The organism is Streptomyces sp. NPDC057137, from assembly GCF_042670825.1.
In the GTDB taxonomy this organism is placed as follows: domain Bacteria; phylum Actinomycetota; class Actinomycetes; order Streptomycetales; family Streptomycetaceae; genus Streptomyces.
Map to the genome: position 1 here is coordinate 49,510 of NZ_JBHUUW010000025.1, position 16,352 is coordinate 65,861.

The window sequence follows — 16,352 nt, forward strand, 5'->3', positions numbered from 1 at the left end:
GGCCGCTCAGACGGTGGCCGGGACCTTGGGCGCCGCCCCGGACTCCGCGGCGGCGGCGCCGTCCAGGTTCTTGCCGTCGCCGCGGCCGCCCATGCCCTTCAGCAGGATGACCAGAGCGGCACTGACCGCCGTACCGGCCAGGATCGCGATCAGATAGAGCACCGGATTGCCGATCAGCGGGAGCACGAAGATCCCGCCGTGCGGGGCCCGCAGGGTGCACTCGAAGAGCATCGACAGCGCGCCTGTGACCGCGCCGCCCGCCATGGCCGACGGGATGACGCGCAGCGGGTCGGCCGCGGCGAACGGGATGGCGCCCTCGGTGATGAACGAGGCGCCGAGCACCCACGCGGCCTTGCCGTTCTCGCGTTCGGTGCGGGTGAAGAGGCCGCCGCGTACGACGGTGGCCAGCGCCATGGCGAGCGGCGGGACCATGCCGGCCGCCATCACGGCCGCCATCACCTTCAGGCTGCCGTCGTTGGGGTTGGCCAGGCCGCCGACCGCGAAGGCGTAGGCGACCTTGTTGAGCGGTCCGCCCAGGTCGAAGCACATCATCAGGCCGAGGACGACGCCGAGGATGATCGCGTTGGTGCCGGAGAGTCCCGACAGCCAGTCCGTGAGGGCCTTCTGCAGCTCGGCTATCGGCTTGCCGACCACCAGGAACATCAGGAAACCGACGACCGCGGAGGAGATCAGTGGGATGACGACCACCGGCATGATGCCGCGCAGCGCGGCGGGCACCTTGACCCGCTGGATCGCCATGACCGTGCCACCCGCGATCAGACCGGCGGCCAGACCGCCCAGGAAGCCCGCGTTGATGGTGAGCGCGATGGAGCCACCGACGAAGCCGGGGACCAGACCGGGGCGGTCGGCCATCCCGTACGCGATGTAGCCCGCCAGCACCGGCACCAGGAAGCTGAACGCGAGACCGCCGACCTGGAACAGCAGAGCCGCCCAGCTCGTGGAGTCCGTCCAGACGAAGTGCTCGGCGACGGAGGGCGCCTTGTCGATGGTGTAGCCGCCGATGGCGAAGCCGAGGGCGATGAGGAGTCCGCCGGCCGCGACGAAGGGGACCATGTAACTGACGCCGGACATCAGCCACTTGCGCAGCTTGGTGCCGTAGCCCTCGCCGGGGTCGCCCGCCTCGTCGACGGGTGAGCCGGTGCCGGCGGGGGCCGTGGTCTCGCCACGGGCCGCCTTGCCGCGGACCTCGGCTATCAGTTCGGCGGGGCGGTTGATGCCCGCCTTGACGCCGACGTCGACGGTCGGCTTGCCGGCGAAGCGTTCCTTCTCCCGTACCGGTACATCGTGCGCGAAGATCACGCCGTCGGCGGCGGCGATGACGGCGGGGTCGATCCGGGTGAACCCGGCGGAACCCTGCGGTTCGACGACGACCTCGACGCCCTCGGCCTGGCCGGCCTGTTCCAGGGCCTCGGCGGCCATGTAGGTGTGCGCGATGCCGGTGGGGCAGGAGGTGACGGCGACGATACGGAAGGCGGCGGGCGGGGTTTCCTCGGCGGGCGGTTCCGGCTCCACCGCCGGGGCGGGCGCCTCCGGCGGTGTGCCGCCGCCGATCAGGCTCGCGGTCGCCGCCGGGTCCGTCGCCGCGCGCAGCGCCGCCGTGAAGTCGGGGTCCATCAGCCGGCGGGCCAGGGCCGAGAGGATCGACAGGTGCGCGTCGTCGGCGCCCGCCGGGGCCGCGATCAGGAAGATCAGGTCCGCCGGGCCGTCGGGCGCCCCGAAGTCGATCCCCTCGGCCGGGCGGCCGAACGCCAGGGTCGGCTCGGTGACATGTTCGCTGCGGCAGTGCGGGATGCCGATCCCGCCGTCGAGCCCGGTCGGCATCTGCGCCTCGCGGGCGGCCACATCGGCGAGGAAGCCGTTCAGGTCGGTGACCCGGCCCAGGGCCACCATGCGTTCGGCCAGCGAGCGGGCCGCGGCTTCCTTCGTCTCTGCGGCCAGGTCGAGGTCGACCAGGTCCGCGGTGATCATGTCGCTCATCGCGGGCTCCTTCGTGGGGACGTACGGGGAGAGGTCATGAGGCGGGCTCCGAGAGGGGACGGTTCAGGGGGATGTCGGCGGACACGGTGACCGCCCCCGGGTCGAGGTCCGCGGGCGACGGCATCACGCTGCCCGGCAGTTGGACAGCGGCCGCGCCGTGGGCGACGGCCGAGGCCAGCGCGTCCGGGCCGGTGCCGCCCGCCGCGAGGAAGCCCGCGAGGGAGGCGTCACCGGCGCCGACGTTGCTGCGGACGGTGGCGACGGGGGCGCTCGCGAAGTGGGCGCCCGCGCCGGAGACCAGTAGCTGGCCGTCGGCGCCGAGGCTGGCGAGGACGGATCCGGCACCGTACGCGAGCAGTTCCTCCGCCGCCTTCAGCGCGTCGCCGACGGTGGCCAGCGGGCGGCCGACGGCGGTGGCCAGTTCCTCGGCGTTGGGCTTCACGACGTCCGGGCGCTCCTTGAGCGCCGCCAGCAGCGAGGCGCCGGAGGTGTCGAGCGCGATGCGGGCGCCGGCGGCGTGGGCGCGGGCGACGAGTTGGGCGTACCAGCGGGGGTCGAGCCCGCGCGGCAGGCTGCCGCAGCAGGCGATCCAGTCGCCGGCCGCCACGGCATGGTCGTTGAGGGCGGACAGCAGCGCCTCCGACTCGGCCGGGGTGAGTTCGGGGCCCGGCGCGTTGATCTTCGTCAGCGTGCCGTCCGGTTCGGCGAGGGCGATGTTCGAGCGGGTCGCGCCGGTGATGGGCACGGAGGCGACGTCGATGCCCTGGCCGGCGAGGAGTTGGGCGACGAGCGCGCCGGGGGCGCCGCCGAGGGGCAGCACGGCGACGGTACGGTGCCCGGCCGCCGCGACCGCCCGCGAGACGTTGACGCCCTTGCCGCCGGGGTCCATCCGCTCGACGGTCGCACGCAGGACCTCGCCGCGGTCCAGGGCGGGTATCTCGTACGTACGGTCCAGGCTGGGGTTCGGGGTGACGGTGAGGATCGTGGGACCCGGACTAGACACTGAGGACCTCCGTGCCGGTCGCCTCGATCGCCAACCGCGCGGCGGGGGACAGCTCCTTGTCCGTGATCAGCAGGTCGACGTCGGCGAGGCGGGCGAAACGGGCGAAGTGTTCCTGGCCGTGCTTGGCCGAGTCCGCCAGCAGGACGACTCGGCGTGCCGCCACGACCAGTGCGGCCTTGACGGCCGCCTCGGCGAGGTCGGGGGTGGTGAGGCCGCCGTCCGGCGAGAAGCCGTTGGTGCCGAGGAACACGACGTCGGCGCGGATCTCGCCGTACGCGCGCAGGGCCCACGCGTCGACGGCGGCGCGCGTACGGTGCCGGACCCTGCCGCCGACGAGGTGGAGGTCGATGCCGGGGTGGTCGGCGAGGCGCGCGGCGACGGGCAACGCGTGGGTGACGACGGTGAGTTCGCTGTCCAGCGGCAGCTCCGCGGCGAGCCGGGCGACGGTGGAGCCCGCGTCGAGGATCACGCTGCCGGTGCGGGGCAGTTCGGCGAGCGCGGCGTGCGCGATGCGGTCCTTCTCGTGCGCGGCGGTGGACTCGCGCTCGGCGAGGTCGGGCTCGAAGTCGAGGCGGCCGGCGGGGATGGCGCCGCCGTGCACGCGGCGTACGAGACCGGCGCGGTCGAGCGCCTTGAGGTCGCGGCGTACCGTCTCGGCGGTGACCTGGAACTCCTCGGCGAGCGACAGCACGTCGACGCGGCCGCCCTCGCGGGCGAGGCGCAGGATCTCTTGCTGCCGCTCTGGTGCGTACATGTGGGTTTGAGTCCGTTCGGTGCCCGAGTCTGTGGTTTTGGGGTCACGTTACGGCGAGAGGTCGCGGAAGTAAACACATGTGGGCGTCCGGTTGCCGTGGGCGGGGGCCCTCCGGGGTGCGGTTGTTGGCTGACGGGCGGGGTGCGGGGTCTCCGGAGGGGTATGTCCGGACGGCGTGACTTACGCCGCGTGCAACGCTCGTTGGACCCGATGTGGCCTTCTTGTTCACGCGGCACAAGTCAGCCTGAGTGTCCGAACACACCCCTCCTGCGCCCCCGCCCCCTCACGCCGTCACGTGGCGCTGTTCACACCTACCGCCGGTCTGCGCGGAGGAAGGGGGACGCGCAGGGGTCGTGGCCGGACACTCAGGCTGATTTGTGGCGCGTGGACCACCCGGTTCCCTCGGGGCCAACGAGCCGTGCACGCGGCGTAAATCATGCCGTCCGGGCATGACCCCGGAGCGGCACCCGGCCACCACCGCAACCACCCAGCCCGTCCGGCGCTTGAGGACAACCCGACCACCGGGCGGCACCGGTCAACCCACCACCGCAACCCGTCGCCTCGGCAGCGCGAACATCAGCAGGAAGATCCCCACCAGTACCCCCGCCACCCACCACAGCGCGTTCTGGAACCCGTCCGTGAACGCCGTCGCCACCGCGTCCGGCGTCGTCGCCCGGCGGTCGTCGACCACCCCGAAGAAGACCACCGACACCAGCCCGAGACCCAGCGCGGTCCCCATCTGCTGCACCGTGTTGATCAGGCCGGACGCCGAACCCGAGTGCTCGCGCGGGACGTCAGAGAGCACCGCGTCCGTCAGGGGCGCCACGATCAGGCCCATCCCGAGGCCCATCACGACCAGCGGCGGCACCATCTGCCAGGTGCTGATGTCCGCGCCGTACCGTCCCGCCTCCCAGAGGTAGATCAGTACGCCCGCCGCCATCGTCAGCGCGCCGGTCTGGAGGACCTTGCGGCCGAAGCGCGGGACCAGCTTCTGTACGGAGAGTCCCGCGGCTGTCGACACCGCGAGCGAGAACGGCAGCCCCGTCAGTCCGGCGTGCAGCGGGCTCCAGCCGAGGCCGATCTGCATGTAGAGCGTCCAGACCAGGAAGAAGATGCCGAGGGTGACGCCGAAGGTGAGCTGTACGGCGATGCCCGCGGCGAAGCTCTTGACCTTGAACAGGGACAGTTCCACCAGCGGCGACCCGTCCTTGCGGGTCTTCACCTTCTCGTACGCCACGAACGCCGCGAACACCAAGAGGCTGCCCGCCATGCACAGGTATCCCCAGAGCGGCCAGCCCAGCTCGCGGCCGCGGGTGAGCGGGTAGATCAGCATCAGCAGCGCACCGGTCACCAGGACGACGCCGACCACGTCGAGCCGCAGGGCCTTCGGGGCCTTGGACTCGGTGATGAACTTGCGGCCCAGGATCACGCCGGCGATGCCGACGGGCAGGTTGATCAGGAAGATCGGGCGCCATTCGAGGCCGAAGAGGTTCCACTGGGTGAGCAGCGCGCCGAGCAGGGGCCCCGAGACCGCGCCGAGGCCGACAATCGCGCCGAACATCCCGAAGACCTTGCCGCGTTCGTGCGCGGGGAAGGTGACATGGATGATCGCGAGCACCTGAGGCACCATCAGCGCGGCCATCGCGCCTTGGAGGAGCCGGGAGGCGACGAGCATCTCAGGGTTCACCGCGAAGCCGCAGAGCGCGGAGGCGAGGGTGAAGCCGGTGATGCCCAGGAGGAAGAGGCGCTTGCGGCCGTAGATGTCGCCGAGCCTGCCGCCCGTGATCAGTCCGGCGGCGAAGGCCAGCGCGTATCCGGCGGTGATCCACTGGATCGAGCCGAAGGTCGCCGACAGGTCCCGCTCGATGCTGGGAATGGCGATGTTGACGATGGTGACGTCGACCAGGTCCATGAAGGCCGCGGTCATGACCACCGCCAGCGCCAGCCAGCGTCGGCGGTCGGCGGCTCCCGGGGGTGTCGCGGGCCCCACGTCTTTCGCGGGGGCGGGGGTGGTGTCGGGTATGGCGACCGGGGAAGTCGCTGGAGAAGTCATACGAGAAAGCTAGTCACCATGTAGGCCAGATCATGTCCTAGATGGCTGCCACTCTGGAACGTATGACGGACACCCCGGCACGACTCCTGAATCTGCTGTCGCTTCTCCAGACCCCGCGCGAGTGGCCGGGCAGCGAGCTGGCCGAGCGTCTCGACGTCAGCCCGCGCACGATTCGCCGGGACATCGACCGGCTGCGCGATCTCGGCTATCCGGTCGAGGCCAGCAGGGGCGCGGTCGGCGGGTACCGGCTGGTCGCGGGCGCCGCCATGCCGCCGCTGCTGCTGGACGACGAGGAGGCCGTGGCCATCGCGGTGGGGCTGCGGGCCGGTGCGGGGCATGCCATCGAGGGCGTCGAGGAGGCGTCCGTACGGGCGTTGGCGAAGCTGGAGCAGGTGTTGCCGTCGCGGCTGCGGCACCGGGTCTCCACGCTGCAGGCCGCGACGGTACCGCTGCTCGTCCGGGGCGACGCCGCGAGTGTGGACCCGCGGACGCTGACGGTCATCGCCGCCGCGATCACCGGTACGGAGCGGCTGCGGTTCGGCTACCGCGCCGGGGACGGCGCGGAGACCAAGCGACAGGTCGAGCCGTACCGCCTGGTGTCGACGGCCCGGCGCTGGTATCTCGTCGCGTACGACCTGGGGCGGGAGGACTGGCGTACGTTCCGGCTCGACCGGGTCAGCGAGCCGTATCCGACGGGGGCCCGCTTCACGCCTCGTGAGCTGCCGACGGGGGACGCGGCGGAGTTTCTGAGCAGCTCCATGTCGCGGGCGCAGCCGCAGATGGAATTGGACGTGAGCTTCGCGGCGCCCGCCGAGTTCGTGGCGGCGCGGCTGCCGGCCTCGCTCGGTGTGCCGGAGCCGACCGGTCCGGACAGCTGCCGGCTGCGGGGAAGCGCGGCCGATTCGCTGGAGTGGCTGGCGCTCCGACTGGCGCTGGTGGACTGCGAGTTCACAGTCCGTCAGCCGGCGCGGCTGATCGAGCACATCGGTGAGCTGGGGGGCCGGCTGACGCGTGCGGCGGGGGCCGGGGACGCGTGAGTACGTGAGGAGTCCCGGCACCGGGGGGGTGGGTACCGGGACTCCGTTCAGCGGGGGGAAGTAGGTCCCCCTGGCTCAGGGCCTCACGCCGCGGATTCGAAGCCCACGTCGTGTGCCATCTTCTTCAGTTCGAGAAGGGCGTGCTTCTCGATCTGCCTGATCCGCTCGCGGGTCAGGCCGTGCTGCTTGCCCACCTCGGTGAGCGTCCGCTCCCGGCCGTCCTCGATGCCGTAACGCATCTTGATGATGGAGGCCGTGCGGTGGTCGAGCCTGCCGATCAGGTCTTCCAGCTCCTCGCTGCGCAGCAGCGTGAGGACGGACTGCTCTGGCGAGATCGCCGAGGTGTCCTCCAGCAGATCGCCGAACTGGGTGTCGCCGTCGTCGTCCACCGACATGTTCAGACTGACCGGGTCACGGGCCCAGTCCAGGACGTCGGTGACACGCGCGGCGTTGGAGCCCAGCTCCGCGGCGACCTCGGTGGGGTCGGGGTCGCGCCCGTTCTCACGGTTGAACTCGCGCTGCACCCTGCGGATACGGCCGAGCTCCTCGACGAGGTGGACGGGCAGCCTGATCGTGCGTGACTGGTCCGCGATGGACCGGGTGATGGCCTGGCGGATCCACCAGGTCGCGTAGGTGGAGAACTTGAATCCCTTGGCGTAGTCGAACTTCTCGACCGCGCGGACCAAGCCGGCGTTGCCTTCCTGGATGAGGTCGAGCAGAGGCAGTCCACTGCGCGGGTAGCGGCGGGCCACGGCGACGACGAGACGGAGATTCGAGCGTATGAAGACGTCCTTCGCGCGCTCACCGGCGGCGACGAGGGCTTCGAGCTCCTCGTGCTGCGCACCGGCACCCTCGCTCTCCACGCCTCCGTCAAGAATCTGCTGTGCGTACACACCCGCTTCGATGGTCTGGGACAGCTCGACCTCCTTGGCGGCGTCGAGCAGCGGCGTACGCGCGATCTCGTCGAGGTACATGCCGACCAGGTCGCGGTCGGCGATCTCCCCGCCTACGGCGCGAACACTGCTTGCCGCTTTCGAACCACCGGTGGCGGTGCGACGGGCGACGGCACGGGTTGCCATGCGAGCTCCCTTACTAAGTCGGTCGCGACACCCTCCCGGGTGCCCTGCATCCGTTGGAAACAACGACTGGAATCCGGACAGAATTCCCAAGGCGTGCACTCATTTTTGTGATCATGCAGTACCCTGTCCCGCCACCGAGGGGGGACGCATGGTGCCAAGCTGGGCGAAAGTGCTGGTCAGAACCGGAATCGAGGACGATCCGACGGCGCTCACGGACATTTACCACCGCTTCACCCGTGAGACGCCGATCACCTTCGACACCGCCACCTTCACTCCCCAACAACGCCGCCCGTAGCTGCGCTCTTACCCGGAAGACGGCGCACATCGCATAAAGGTTGCTCAGGATGTCCGTTCTGACCTCATTACGGGGTTGCGCGGGCCCTGCATACGTGCAGCAGGCCCCGGACCGGTGCGGTCCGGGGCCTGCTGCAGGCGTCGTGCGGTCGGGAAGTCGGGCAGTTCGGAAGCCGGGTCAGCCCCCGTGCGGGGTGCCGCCCAGGAGGCGCTCCACGGCCGCCTGGGCGTTCACGCGGGCCGAGCCGTACGTCACCACCGTGTTGGCCGCCAGCGCGTCCACGGCGTGCGGCCAGCCGGTGAGGACGACGACCGCGTCCGGGCGGCGTGCGACCAGTTCGCGCAGCAGCGCGATCTCCGCGGCGTCCCGGTGCGGTTCCCTGGCGATGACGACCAGGGGGTGGCCGGCGGAGTCCTGGAGCGCGGTGTCCGCGCGGGCGGCGGTCGGGCCTTCGGGCGGTACGCCGGTGGTGGTCAGGCCGGGCATGGCCTCGGCCAGCAGCCGGTTCAGGTGCCGCGCGCGGCTGCCGGACGCGTGGTTGACGCGCTGTCGCAGGTCGATCACGTACGGCGCCGAGCTGAGGGCCACGTTGCCGCGTACCCGCAGGGCGGTACGCGCCACGGCGAGCGGCAGCGCGTCCTCCTTGGGAGGCGGCGGCGTGGCGCGGGCCTCGGCGATCCACCGGGCCAGTTCGCGGGCCCGGCGGCCGGCCTCCACGAGACGCTCCGTGGGAAGCGCGCCGGTCGCCACGGCGTCGAGGAGCGCGTCGCGCGCCGACGTGTAGGCGGTCTCGGCGGCCTCCGCGCTCTCCGGGTTCCCCAGGCACAGCAGGTCGGCGCCGCCGAGCACGGCCTGGACGCAGGCGGGGCCGAAGCCGGGGTCGGCGAGGACGGCGCCCATGTCGAGGGCGTCCGTGACGATGGCGCCGGTGAAGCCCAGCTCTTCCCGGGCCAGCCGGGCAGCCTCCGGGTTGAGTGAGGCCGGGGCATCGCCGAAGGGGAGGGCCTTGATGTGCCCGGTCATCAGACAGCGGCTGCCGGCCCGGATCGCGGCGGTGAACGGCACCAGATCGCGCCGCCGGAGCAGGTCGAGGTCGGCGGTCAGCTGGGGCACGCGCAGATGCGAGTCGACCGCCGTGTCGCCGTGGCCCGGGAAGTGCTTTGCGCAGGCCGCGACACCGGCGGACTGGAGGCCGGTGACGTACGCGGCGGAGTGCCGGGCCACCAGGGCGGCGTCCGAGCCGAAGGCGCGTATGCCGATGACCGGGTTGTCCGGGTCGGCGTTGACGTCCACGTCGGGCGCGAGGTTCAGGCCGATGCCCGCCGCGCGCAGGTCGTGGCCGATGGCGCGGGCGACCCGTTCGGTGACGTCGGTGTCGTCGACCTCGCCGAGGGCGCCGTTGCCGGGGTACGAGGAGCCGGTCGCGGCCTCCAGGCGGGTGACGTCGCCGCCCTCCTCGTCGCTCGCGACGATCAGGTCGGCGCGGCGGGCGTACAGGGTGGCCGAGAGGGCGGCGGCGGTCTTGGGGTCGGGCACGTTGTGCGCGAAGTACACGACGCCCGCCAGCCCGTCGTCCACGGCGCCGAGCAGCCACGCGGGCGGCTCGGTGCCGTGGAAGCCGGGCAGCAGGACGGAGTTGACCAGGCGCAGGACCCCGCCGGCGGAATCCCGGGCGGTCATCCCTTGACCGCCCCGGCCGCCAGTCCGGAGGCCAGCCGCCGCTGCACGATGATGAAGAAGATCAGCACCGGCAGGGTGATGAGGGTGGAGCCGGCCATGACCGGGCCCCAGGACGTGGAGTTCTCGCCGAAGAACTGGAACAGGCCCACGGCCGCCGTGTACTTGGAGCCGTCCTTCATGAAGGTGTACGCGAAGACGAACTCGTTCCACGCGGTGATGAAGGCGAACACGCTGGTGGCGACGAGTCCCGGCGCGACCAGCGGCAGCAGGACGGACCAGAACATCCGCGGCCACGAGCAGCCGTCCAGATACGCGGCCTCCTCGACCTCCTTGGGCACCGTCGCGACGAAGCCGCGCAGCGTCCAGATCGCGAACGGCAGTGACAGCGCGATGTAGACGACGGTCAGTCCGATGAGGCTGTTGAGGAGTTCGTAGTCCCGCATCTGTAGGAAGAGCGGGATGACGAGCGCCTCCAGCGGGACCATCTGCACGATCAGCACCATGATCAGCACCGAGGTGCGGAACCGGAACCGGAAGCGGGCGACGGCCACGGCGGCGAACAGCGCCAGCAGCCCGGAGACCAGGATGGTGCCGAGCCCGACGATCATCGAATTGGTCAGGAACTGACCGAAGTTGCCCCGGTCGAAGATGTAGCTGAAGTGCTCGAAGCTGATCCCGCTCGGCAGGACGTCGGCGCCACGGGTGATCGCGTTGGGGTCGAGCGCGGTGCTGACCATCCAGTACACCGGGAACAGCGTGAAGACCAGCAGCGCGAACACCGCGACAGCGAGCCCGATCCGCCCGGCGGTCGTCGTGCGGGTCACAGGTCGTCACTCTCCTTGAAGAGGGTTCGGATGTAGACGATCGTGATCAGCAGCAGGAGCAGGGTGAGGAGTACGGCGGTGGCCGCTCCCGCGCCGTAGTCGTTCAGGGCGAACGCCTGCTGGTAGGACCACACGCCCAGGTTGAGGACCTCTTCGTTGCTGCCCGCGCCGCCCGGCATCAGATAGATCTGGGTGAAGACCTTGAAGTCCCAGATGGTCGACAGGATGGTGACGACGAGGAAGATCGGCTTGATGGTGGGCACTGTGATCTTCCAGAACCGCTGCCAGGCGTTGGCGCCGTCGATCATCCCCGCCTCGTACAGCTCCTTGGGGATGGTCATCAGCCCCGCGAGCACGGTGATGGCGACGAACGGGAAGCCGTGGTGCACCACGTTGAGGGTGGCGATGGCGTAGAAGGACAGCCGCTCGGTGAACCAGTTCGTGGTCTCGGGGTCGATGAGCCCGAGCGAGCCGGCGAGCTGGCTCATCATTCCGTCGCCGGCCGAGAACAGCCACACCCAGACGTAGGTGCCGGTGACGGCGGGCATCGCCCAGGCCGCCATGATCGCGGTGGAGCAGATGACCCGCCAGGTCGTGCCGAGCCGCTGGAGCAGCAGGGCCGCGAGGGTGCCGAGCGCGACGGTGAGCGCCACGCAGGCGACCGCGAAGAACACGGTGTTGGGCAGGACCGTGCGCCACAGATCGCCGTCGGTGAGCAGGTCCTTGTAGTGGTCGAAGCCGGTGTACGTGCCGACTCCGCCGCCGAACTTCACCTCGTAGTCCTGGACGGACAGGATGCCGACCTTGACCAGCGGCCACAGGAGCAGACCCGCCAGCACCACGAGGGACGGCAGGAGCAGCAGCCAGGGGCGGGTGGTGCGACCGAGCTGCTTGCGGCGCAGCGTCGGGCCCGGACGCGGGCCGCGCGGCCGCGACGACTTCACAGGGGAGGTCGTCGCGGCCACGTCGTCGTGCGCCGAGTCTTCGATGACTGACTCAGGAGGCAAAGATCTTGTCCATCTCCTCGGCGGCCTGGTCCGCGGCCTCCTGCACGGTCTGCTTGTCCGTCAGGATCGACTGGATCATCTTCGTGACGACCTGCGTGGCCTGGATCTGGCCGTACGCGGGGGTCTTGGGCACGGTCGCGCCGGCCTCGGTCATCTGCTTGGCGAACGGCGCGACGAGCGGGTCTGCCTTCGCCTGGACCTCCTTGAGGAGGGAGTTCTGACCGGGGAAGTAGTTCGTCTGCTCGGCCCACTTGGTGGCGAACTCGCCGGTGGTGACGAGCTTGACGTACTCCCAGGCCAGGTCCTGGTTCTCGCCCTTGAAGGTGGAGAGGTACGAGCCGCCCAGGAAGGACTTGCTCATGCCGCCGGTCTCACCCGGGATGGGCGCCGCTGCGAGCTTGCCCTCCAGGTCGGGGGCTGCCTGGACGAACGCCTTGGGCGTCCAGTTGCCGGAGAGGGTCATGGCCACCTTCCCCTTCTGGAAGTCGGTCGCCACCTCCTTCTCGGTCCAGGTGGTGACCTTCGCCGGGGACAGCTTGTCCTTCTTCGCGAGGTCGGTGTAGTACGTGATGCCCTTGACCGACTCCGGGGAGTTGATGCCGGACTTCCACTTGCCGCCCTCGTCGACGGCCAGTTCGCCGCCGGCGCCCCAGATGAACGGGGTCGCGAACATCTCCGCGCCGCCCGCGACCGGGAACGGGATCATGCCCGGCTCCTTCTCCTTCAGGACCAGCGCGGTGTCGCGCAGTTCCTTCCAGGTGGTCGGGGCCTTGAGGTTGTGCTTCTCGAAGATGTCCTTGCGGTAGAGGAGGCCGCGGACACCGGCGTACCAGGGCATGCCGTACTGCTTGCCGTCCAGCGTGCCCGCGTCGGCCAGGCCCTCGACCAGGTCGTCGCCCAGCCCGGATTCCTTCACCTTGTCGGTCACGTCCACGAGGCCGCCGGTCTCGGCGAACTGCGGGATCCAGGTGGTGCCGACCTCGGCGACGTCGGGGACCTGGCTCGGTCCGCCCTCGATCGCGGTGGTGAACTTCTTCTGCGCGGTGGCCCACTGCTGGTACTCGACCTTGACCGTGGCGCCCGTCTTCTTCTTGAAGGCCGCGGCGACCTCGTTGAAGAAGGGCTTGGGGTCCGGGTTGGTCCCCTCCATGATCCATACGGTCAGGGTCTTGCCCTTGCCCGACGTTTCGCCGCCGTCCCCGCCCGAGTCCCCGCTGCCGCAGGCAGAGAGTCCGAGCGCCATGGTGACGACAAGGGCCCCGATGACATGTTTCCGCATGGCCGCTCCCTAACAGGATGTCTAGACCACAGGAACGTACGGAGCCCGGATTGCCCGGTCAAGTGCCGTCGGCCAGGGGATGTCGAACCGTTGCCTATCTGAACCCGTCTGCCATTGGACCGACCACTGACGGATCGGCCGGTGGATCGGCCGACGAGGGATCAGAGGGATCAGCCGAACTGGACCGACCGCTTGGCCAGACCCATCCAGAAGCCGTCGATGACGTTACGTACGGTGTCCAGCTCGTCCTCCGCCGCGCCGAGCGTCACGAACAGCGGCGCGAAGTGCTCGGTACGCGGGTGGGCGAGCGGCCCTGCCGGGGACTTGTGGGCGAAGTCGAGCAGCGCGTCGACGTCGCGCGCGAGCAGCGCCTCCCGGCCCCAGGCGTCGAACTCGGCCGACCAGCCCGGGACTCCGGGTCCCTGGTGGCGCAGCGCGGCCAGGTTGTGGGTGAAGAAGCCGCTGCCGACGACGAGGACGCCCTCGTCCCGCAGCGGGGCCAGCTTGCGGCCGATCGCGAGGAGTTGGCGCGGGTCGAGCGTCGGCATGGAGATCTGGAGGACCGGGATGTCGGCGCCGGGGAACATCTCGACGAGCGGGACGTACGCCCCGTGGTCGAGCCCGCGGTCGGGGACGCGCTGTACGGGGGTGCCCGGGCCGCGCAGCAGCTTCTCGACGGAGTCGGCGAGGCCGGGGGCGCCGGGGGCGGCGTACCGCACCTGGTAGTAGTGCTCGGGGAAGCCCCAGAAGTCGTACACCAGCGGCAGGGTCTCGGTGGCACCGAGGGCGAGCGGCGCCTCCTCCCAGTGGGCTGAGACGATCAGGATCGCCCGGGGGCGCGGCAGGTCGGCGGACCACGCGGCGAGTTGTCCGGGCCAGAGGGGGTCGTCGGCGAGGGGCGGGGCGCCGTGGGAGAGGTAGAGGGCGGGCATGCGCTCCGCTGTGCTGGTCATGGCGTCTCCCTGCCGGTCACGATCTACTTGAACCTTAAAGCACTTACTGAGCCGGACCTTACTTCCATCTAGTTCAACTTTCAAGGAGCACGTAGAGTGGGGAGCATGGAGAGCGACGGGCAGCCACGCTGGCTCAGCGCCGAGGAGCAGGGCGTCTGGCAGGCGTATCTGCAGGCCACCACGTTGCTGGAGGATCATCTCGACCGCCAGTTGCAACGTGACGCCGGCATGCCGCACATCTACTACGCGCTGCTCGTGCATCTGGCCCGCGCCCCGCACCGCCAGCTGCGGATGACCCAGCTGGCCAAGAACGCCAAGATCACCCGGTCCCGGCTCTCGCACGCGATAGCCCGGCTGGAGAAGAACGGCTGGGTGCGCCGCGAGGACTGCCCCTCCGACAAGCGCGGGCAGAACGCGATCCTGACGGACGAGGGCGACGCCGTACTGAAGCGCTCGGCGCCCGGCCATGTCTCCGCCGTACGGCAGGCGATCTTCGACCGGCTCGGCCCCGAGCAGGTGACCCAGCTCGGGGAGATCATGCGGGTGCTCGCGGAGGGGCTTCAGCCGGACGGTACGGACGCGGATCTGCCCTGGCGCCGCTGAGGAACAGCGGCACCAGGGCAGTTCTCGTCGTGCTGCCGAGGGTCAGTGCATGACCACCGGCGAGGGGGTCGGTGGGTGACGACCGGCGAGGGCCGGTGCGTCACCGCCCGGACCGTCAGTGCATGACCACCGGGACCTGGACGTCCTCCGCCGAGGCGTCGGCACCCTCGCCCTTGGCGACCTGGGTGCTCCCCGGACGGCCGGTGTTGATGAACGTGAAGGCGATTCCGGCGGCGACGACCAGGATGCCGACCGCCCACCAGATGGCGCTCGCGTAGCCGTGCACCATCGCCTGCAGCTCCAGGAGCTTCGGGTTGTTGGCGCCCGCCGCGTTCGCCGCGACGTACGCGGTGGTGGCGGAGGCGGCCACGGTGTTCAGCAGCGCCGTACCGATGGCGCCGCCGACCTGCTGCGAGGTGTTGACCATCGCCGAGGCGACGCCCGCGTCACGCGGCTCGATGCCGTGCGTCGCGAGGGACATGGCCGGCATGAACGCCGTACCCATGCCGAGACCGAGCAGCAGCAGCGCCGGCAGGATCAGCCCGGCGTACGAGGTGTCGAGCGAAAGCTGCGTCAGCAGCAGCATGCCGGTCGCGCCGACCAGGAAGCCGGGGCCCATCAGCAGCCTCGGCGGCACGCGGGTCATCAGCCGGGCGCCGATCTGGGTGGAGCCCGTGATCATGCCCACGATCATCGGCAGGAACGCGAAGCCGGTCTGGACCGGCGAGTAGCCCTTCACGACCTGGAGGTAGTAGGTCAGGAAGAGGAACAGACCGAACATGCCGATGATGGCCAGGCCCAGCGAGAGGTAGACACCACCGCGGTTGCGCTCCATCAGGACGCGCAGCGGCAGCAGCGGGGACTTCACCCGTGCCTCCACCGCGACGAACGTGGCCAGCAGTACGGCGGAGGCGACGAACATGCCGATCGTCGTCGGGTCGGACCAGCCCTCGGACTCGGCGCGCGTGAAGCCGTACACCAGCGCCACCAGGCCCAGCGTGGACAGGAAGACACCGGGGATGTCGAGCGGGTTGCGGTTACGGCCGCCCGCGGGCTCCCGGATCACGAAGTAGGCGCCGACGGCGGCCACGATCGCGAACGGGATGTTGACGAAGAAGGTCCAGCGCCAGTCCAGGTACTCGGTGAGGAATCCGCCGAGGATCAGACCGACCGCGCCACCGCCACCGGCGATCGCACCGAAGATGCCGAACGCCTTGGCGCGCTCCTTGGGATCACCGAACGTCACGGCGAGCAGGGAGAGCGCGGCGGGCGCGAGAAGCGCGCCGAACGCACCCTGGAGGGCGCGCGAGCCGAGCAGCATGGCCTCGCTGGTCGCGGCGCCGCCGATGGCGGACGCGGCGGCGAAGCCGAGCAGACCGACGGTGAAGGTGCGCTTACGTCCCCACAGGTCGGCGATGCGTCCGCCGAAGAGCAGCAGACCGCCGAAGGCGAGCGCGTAGGCGGTGATGACCCACTGGCGGTTGCCGTCCGATATGCCCAGGTCCTGCTGGGCGGAGGGCAGCGCGATGTTCACGATCGTCGCGTCGAGCACGACCATCAGCTGGGCCAGGGCGATGAACACCAGGGCTTTCCAGCGATTGGGATCAGGGACCGAATCGGGGACCTGGGGGTCCGGGAGCCGGGTCTCGGCTGTTTTTGACATGGGTGAGGCCGCCTATGTGTACGAAGAGTTCATAACGGGCGCGGGGACGCACTGGTCGGCCCTACGCGCGGGTTACGCGTTACTGGTTCGGGAGTAGCCGCCCGGCTTGGTCGAGGCCGGCGGC

14 protein-coding genes are annotated in these 16,352 nt (G+C 70.4%); 3 read left to right on the forward strand and 11 right to left on the reverse strand.

What is annotated here, in order from left to right; genetic code table 11:
- Positions 1-6: 6 nt before the first annotated feature.
- The 4 genes from ACFT9I_RS20870 to ACFT9I_RS20885 all read right to left on the reverse strand — a co-directional run bounded on the left by ACFT9I_RS20870 (position 7) and on the right by ACFT9I_RS20885 (position 5,808).
- Complete coding sequence (locus tag ACFT9I_RS20870) at positions 7-1,998, reverse strand: fructose-specific PTS transporter subunit EIIC (RefSeq protein ID WP_382566230.1); 1,992 nt, start codon at positions 1,996-1,998, stop codon at positions 7-9.
- Positions 1,999-2,032: 34 nt separating this feature from the next.
- A complete protein-coding gene (gene pfkB / locus ACFT9I_RS20875; protein ID WP_382566231.1) occupies positions 2,033-3,001 on the reverse strand; it encodes a 1-phosphofructokinase in 969 nt (322 codons plus the stop codon).
- Positions 2,994-3,755 carry a DeoR/GlpR family DNA-binding transcription regulator gene (locus tag ACFT9I_RS20880; RefSeq protein WP_382566233.1) on the reverse strand — a complete coding sequence of 254 codons (762 nt, stop codon included), beginning with the start codon at positions 3,753-3,755 and terminating at the stop codon, positions 2,994-2,996. The genes pfkB and ACFT9I_RS20880 overlap by 8 nt, the downstream gene beginning before the upstream one ends.
- Before the next feature lie 535 nt (positions 3,756-4,290).
- Complete coding sequence (locus ACFT9I_RS20885; RefSeq protein ID WP_382566235.1) at positions 4,291-5,808, reverse strand: MFS transporter; 1,518 nt, start codon at positions 5,806-5,808, stop codon at positions 4,291-4,293.
- A gap of 62 nt (positions 5,809-5,870) precedes the next feature.
- Here ACFT9I_RS20885 and ACFT9I_RS20890 point away from each other — a divergent pair, with 62 nt between their 5' ends.
- On the forward strand, positions 5,871-6,845 hold the full coding sequence (locus ACFT9I_RS20890; RefSeq protein ID WP_382566317.1) for a helix-turn-helix transcriptional regulator: 975 nt from the start codon (positions 5,871-5,873) through the stop codon (positions 6,843-6,845).
- A gap of 83 nt (positions 6,846-6,928) precedes the next feature.
- On the opposite strand, the gene ACFT9I_RS20895 is transcribed toward ACFT9I_RS20890, so the two are convergent.
- Positions 6,929-7,924, reverse strand: a complete 996-nt coding sequence (locus ACFT9I_RS20895; RefSeq protein WP_382566237.1) for an RNA polymerase sigma factor RpoD/SigA — start codon at positions 7,922-7,924, stop codon at positions 6,929-6,931.
- A gap of 148 nt (positions 7,925-8,072) precedes the next feature.
- Here ACFT9I_RS20895 and ACFT9I_RS20900 point away from each other — a divergent pair, with 148 nt between their 5' ends.
- Positions 8,073-8,219: a hypothetical protein gene (locus tag ACFT9I_RS20900; protein ID WP_382566238.1), complete on the forward strand. Its 147-nt coding sequence runs from the start codon at positions 8,073-8,075 to the stop codon at positions 8,217-8,219.
- A 177-nt stretch (positions 8,220-8,396) separates the two neighbouring features.
- Here ACFT9I_RS20900 and ACFT9I_RS20905 read toward each other — a convergent pair whose 3' ends face one another.
- From ACFT9I_RS20905 to ACFT9I_RS20925, 5 genes are all read right to left on the reverse strand, one after another.
- Positions 8,397-9,899, reverse strand: a complete 1,503-nt coding sequence (locus ACFT9I_RS20905; protein ID WP_382566240.1) for a glycoside hydrolase family 3 N-terminal domain-containing protein — start codon at positions 9,897-9,899, stop codon at positions 8,397-8,399.
- Entirely contained in the window at positions 9,896-10,723 is an 828-nt protein-coding gene (locus tag ACFT9I_RS20910) for a carbohydrate ABC transporter permease (RefSeq protein ID WP_382566242.1), read from the reverse strand. Before ACFT9I_RS20910 ends, ACFT9I_RS20905 begins: the two co-directional genes overlap by 4 nt.
- Positions 10,720-11,667: a carbohydrate ABC transporter permease gene (locus ACFT9I_RS20915; RefSeq protein WP_382566319.1), complete on the reverse strand. Its 948-nt coding sequence runs from the start codon at positions 11,665-11,667 to the stop codon at positions 10,720-10,722. The genes ACFT9I_RS20910 and ACFT9I_RS20915 overlap by 4 nt, the downstream gene beginning before the upstream one ends.
- Before the next feature lie 52 nt (positions 11,668-11,719).
- Positions 11,720-13,009 carry a sugar ABC transporter substrate-binding protein gene (locus ACFT9I_RS20920; protein WP_382566244.1) on the reverse strand — a complete coding sequence of 430 codons (1,290 nt, stop codon included), beginning with the start codon at positions 13,007-13,009 and terminating at the stop codon, positions 11,720-11,722.
- 170 nt (positions 13,010-13,179) lie between these two features.
- Entirely contained in the window at positions 13,180-13,962 is a 783-nt protein-coding gene (locus tag ACFT9I_RS20925) for a dioxygenase (RefSeq protein ID WP_382566246.1), read from the reverse strand.
- Positions 13,963-14,067: 105 nt separating this feature from the next.
- Between ACFT9I_RS20925 and ACFT9I_RS20930 the strand changes: the two genes are divergently transcribed.
- Positions 14,068-14,565, forward strand: coding sequence for a MarR family winged helix-turn-helix transcriptional regulator (locus ACFT9I_RS20930; RefSeq protein ID WP_382566248.1), 498 nt, complete (start codon positions 14,068-14,070; stop codon positions 14,563-14,565).
- 115 nt (positions 14,566-14,680) lie between these two features.
- Here the strand turns inward: ACFT9I_RS20930 and ACFT9I_RS20935 are convergent, their stop codons facing one another.
- Positions 14,681-16,228, reverse strand: a complete 1,548-nt coding sequence (locus tag ACFT9I_RS20935) for an MFS transporter (RefSeq protein WP_382566250.1) — start codon at positions 16,226-16,228, stop codon at positions 14,681-14,683.
- Between the last annotated feature and the right edge of the window lie 124 nt (positions 16,229-16,352).

What these genes read in the sequence shown, in the direction of transcription:
- ACFT9I_RS20905 (WP_382566240.1), bottom strand. Translation starts at nt 9,899, where the DNA reads ATGACCGCCCGGGATTCCGCCGGCGGGGTCCTGCGCCTGGTCAACTCC.
- ACFT9I_RS20920 (WP_382566244.1), bottom strand. Translation starts at nt 13,009, where the DNA reads ATGCGGAAACATGTCATCGGGGCCCTTGTCGTCACCATGGCGCTCGGA.
- ACFT9I_RS20895 (WP_382566237.1), bottom strand. Translation starts at nt 7,924, where the DNA reads ATGGCAACCCGTGCCGTCGCCCGTCGCACCGCCACCGGTGGTTCGAAA.
- ACFT9I_RS20890 (WP_382566317.1), top strand. Translation starts at nt 5,871, where the DNA reads ATGACGGACACCCCGGCACGACTCCTGAATCTGCTGTCGCTTCTCCAG.
- ACFT9I_RS20900 (WP_382566238.1), top strand. Translation starts at nt 8,073, where the DNA reads ATGGTGCCAAGCTGGGCGAAAGTGCTGGTCAGAACCGGAATCGAGGAC.
- ACFT9I_RS20925 (WP_382566246.1), bottom strand. Translation starts at nt 13,962, where the DNA reads ATGACCAGCACAGCGGAGCGCATGCCCGCCCTCTACCTCTCCCACGGC.
- ACFT9I_RS20880 (WP_382566233.1), bottom strand. Translation starts at nt 3,755, where the DNA reads ATGTACGCACCAGAGCGGCAGCAAGAGATCCTGCGCCTCGCCCGCGAG.
- ACFT9I_RS20870 (WP_382566230.1), bottom strand. Translation starts at nt 1,998, where the DNA reads ATGAGCGACATGATCACCGCGGACCTGGTCGACCTCGACCTGGCCGCA.
- ACFT9I_RS20885 (WP_382566235.1), bottom strand. Translation starts at nt 5,808, where the DNA reads ATGACTTCTCCAGCGACTTCCCCGGTCGCCATACCCGACACCACCCCC.
- ACFT9I_RS20930 (WP_382566248.1), top strand. Translation starts at nt 14,068, where the DNA reads ATGGAGAGCGACGGGCAGCCACGCTGGCTCAGCGCCGAGGAGCAGGGC.
- ACFT9I_RS20935 (WP_382566250.1), bottom strand. Translation starts at nt 16,228, where the DNA reads ATGTCAAAAACAGCCGAGACCCGGCTCCCGGACCCCCAGGTCCCCGAT.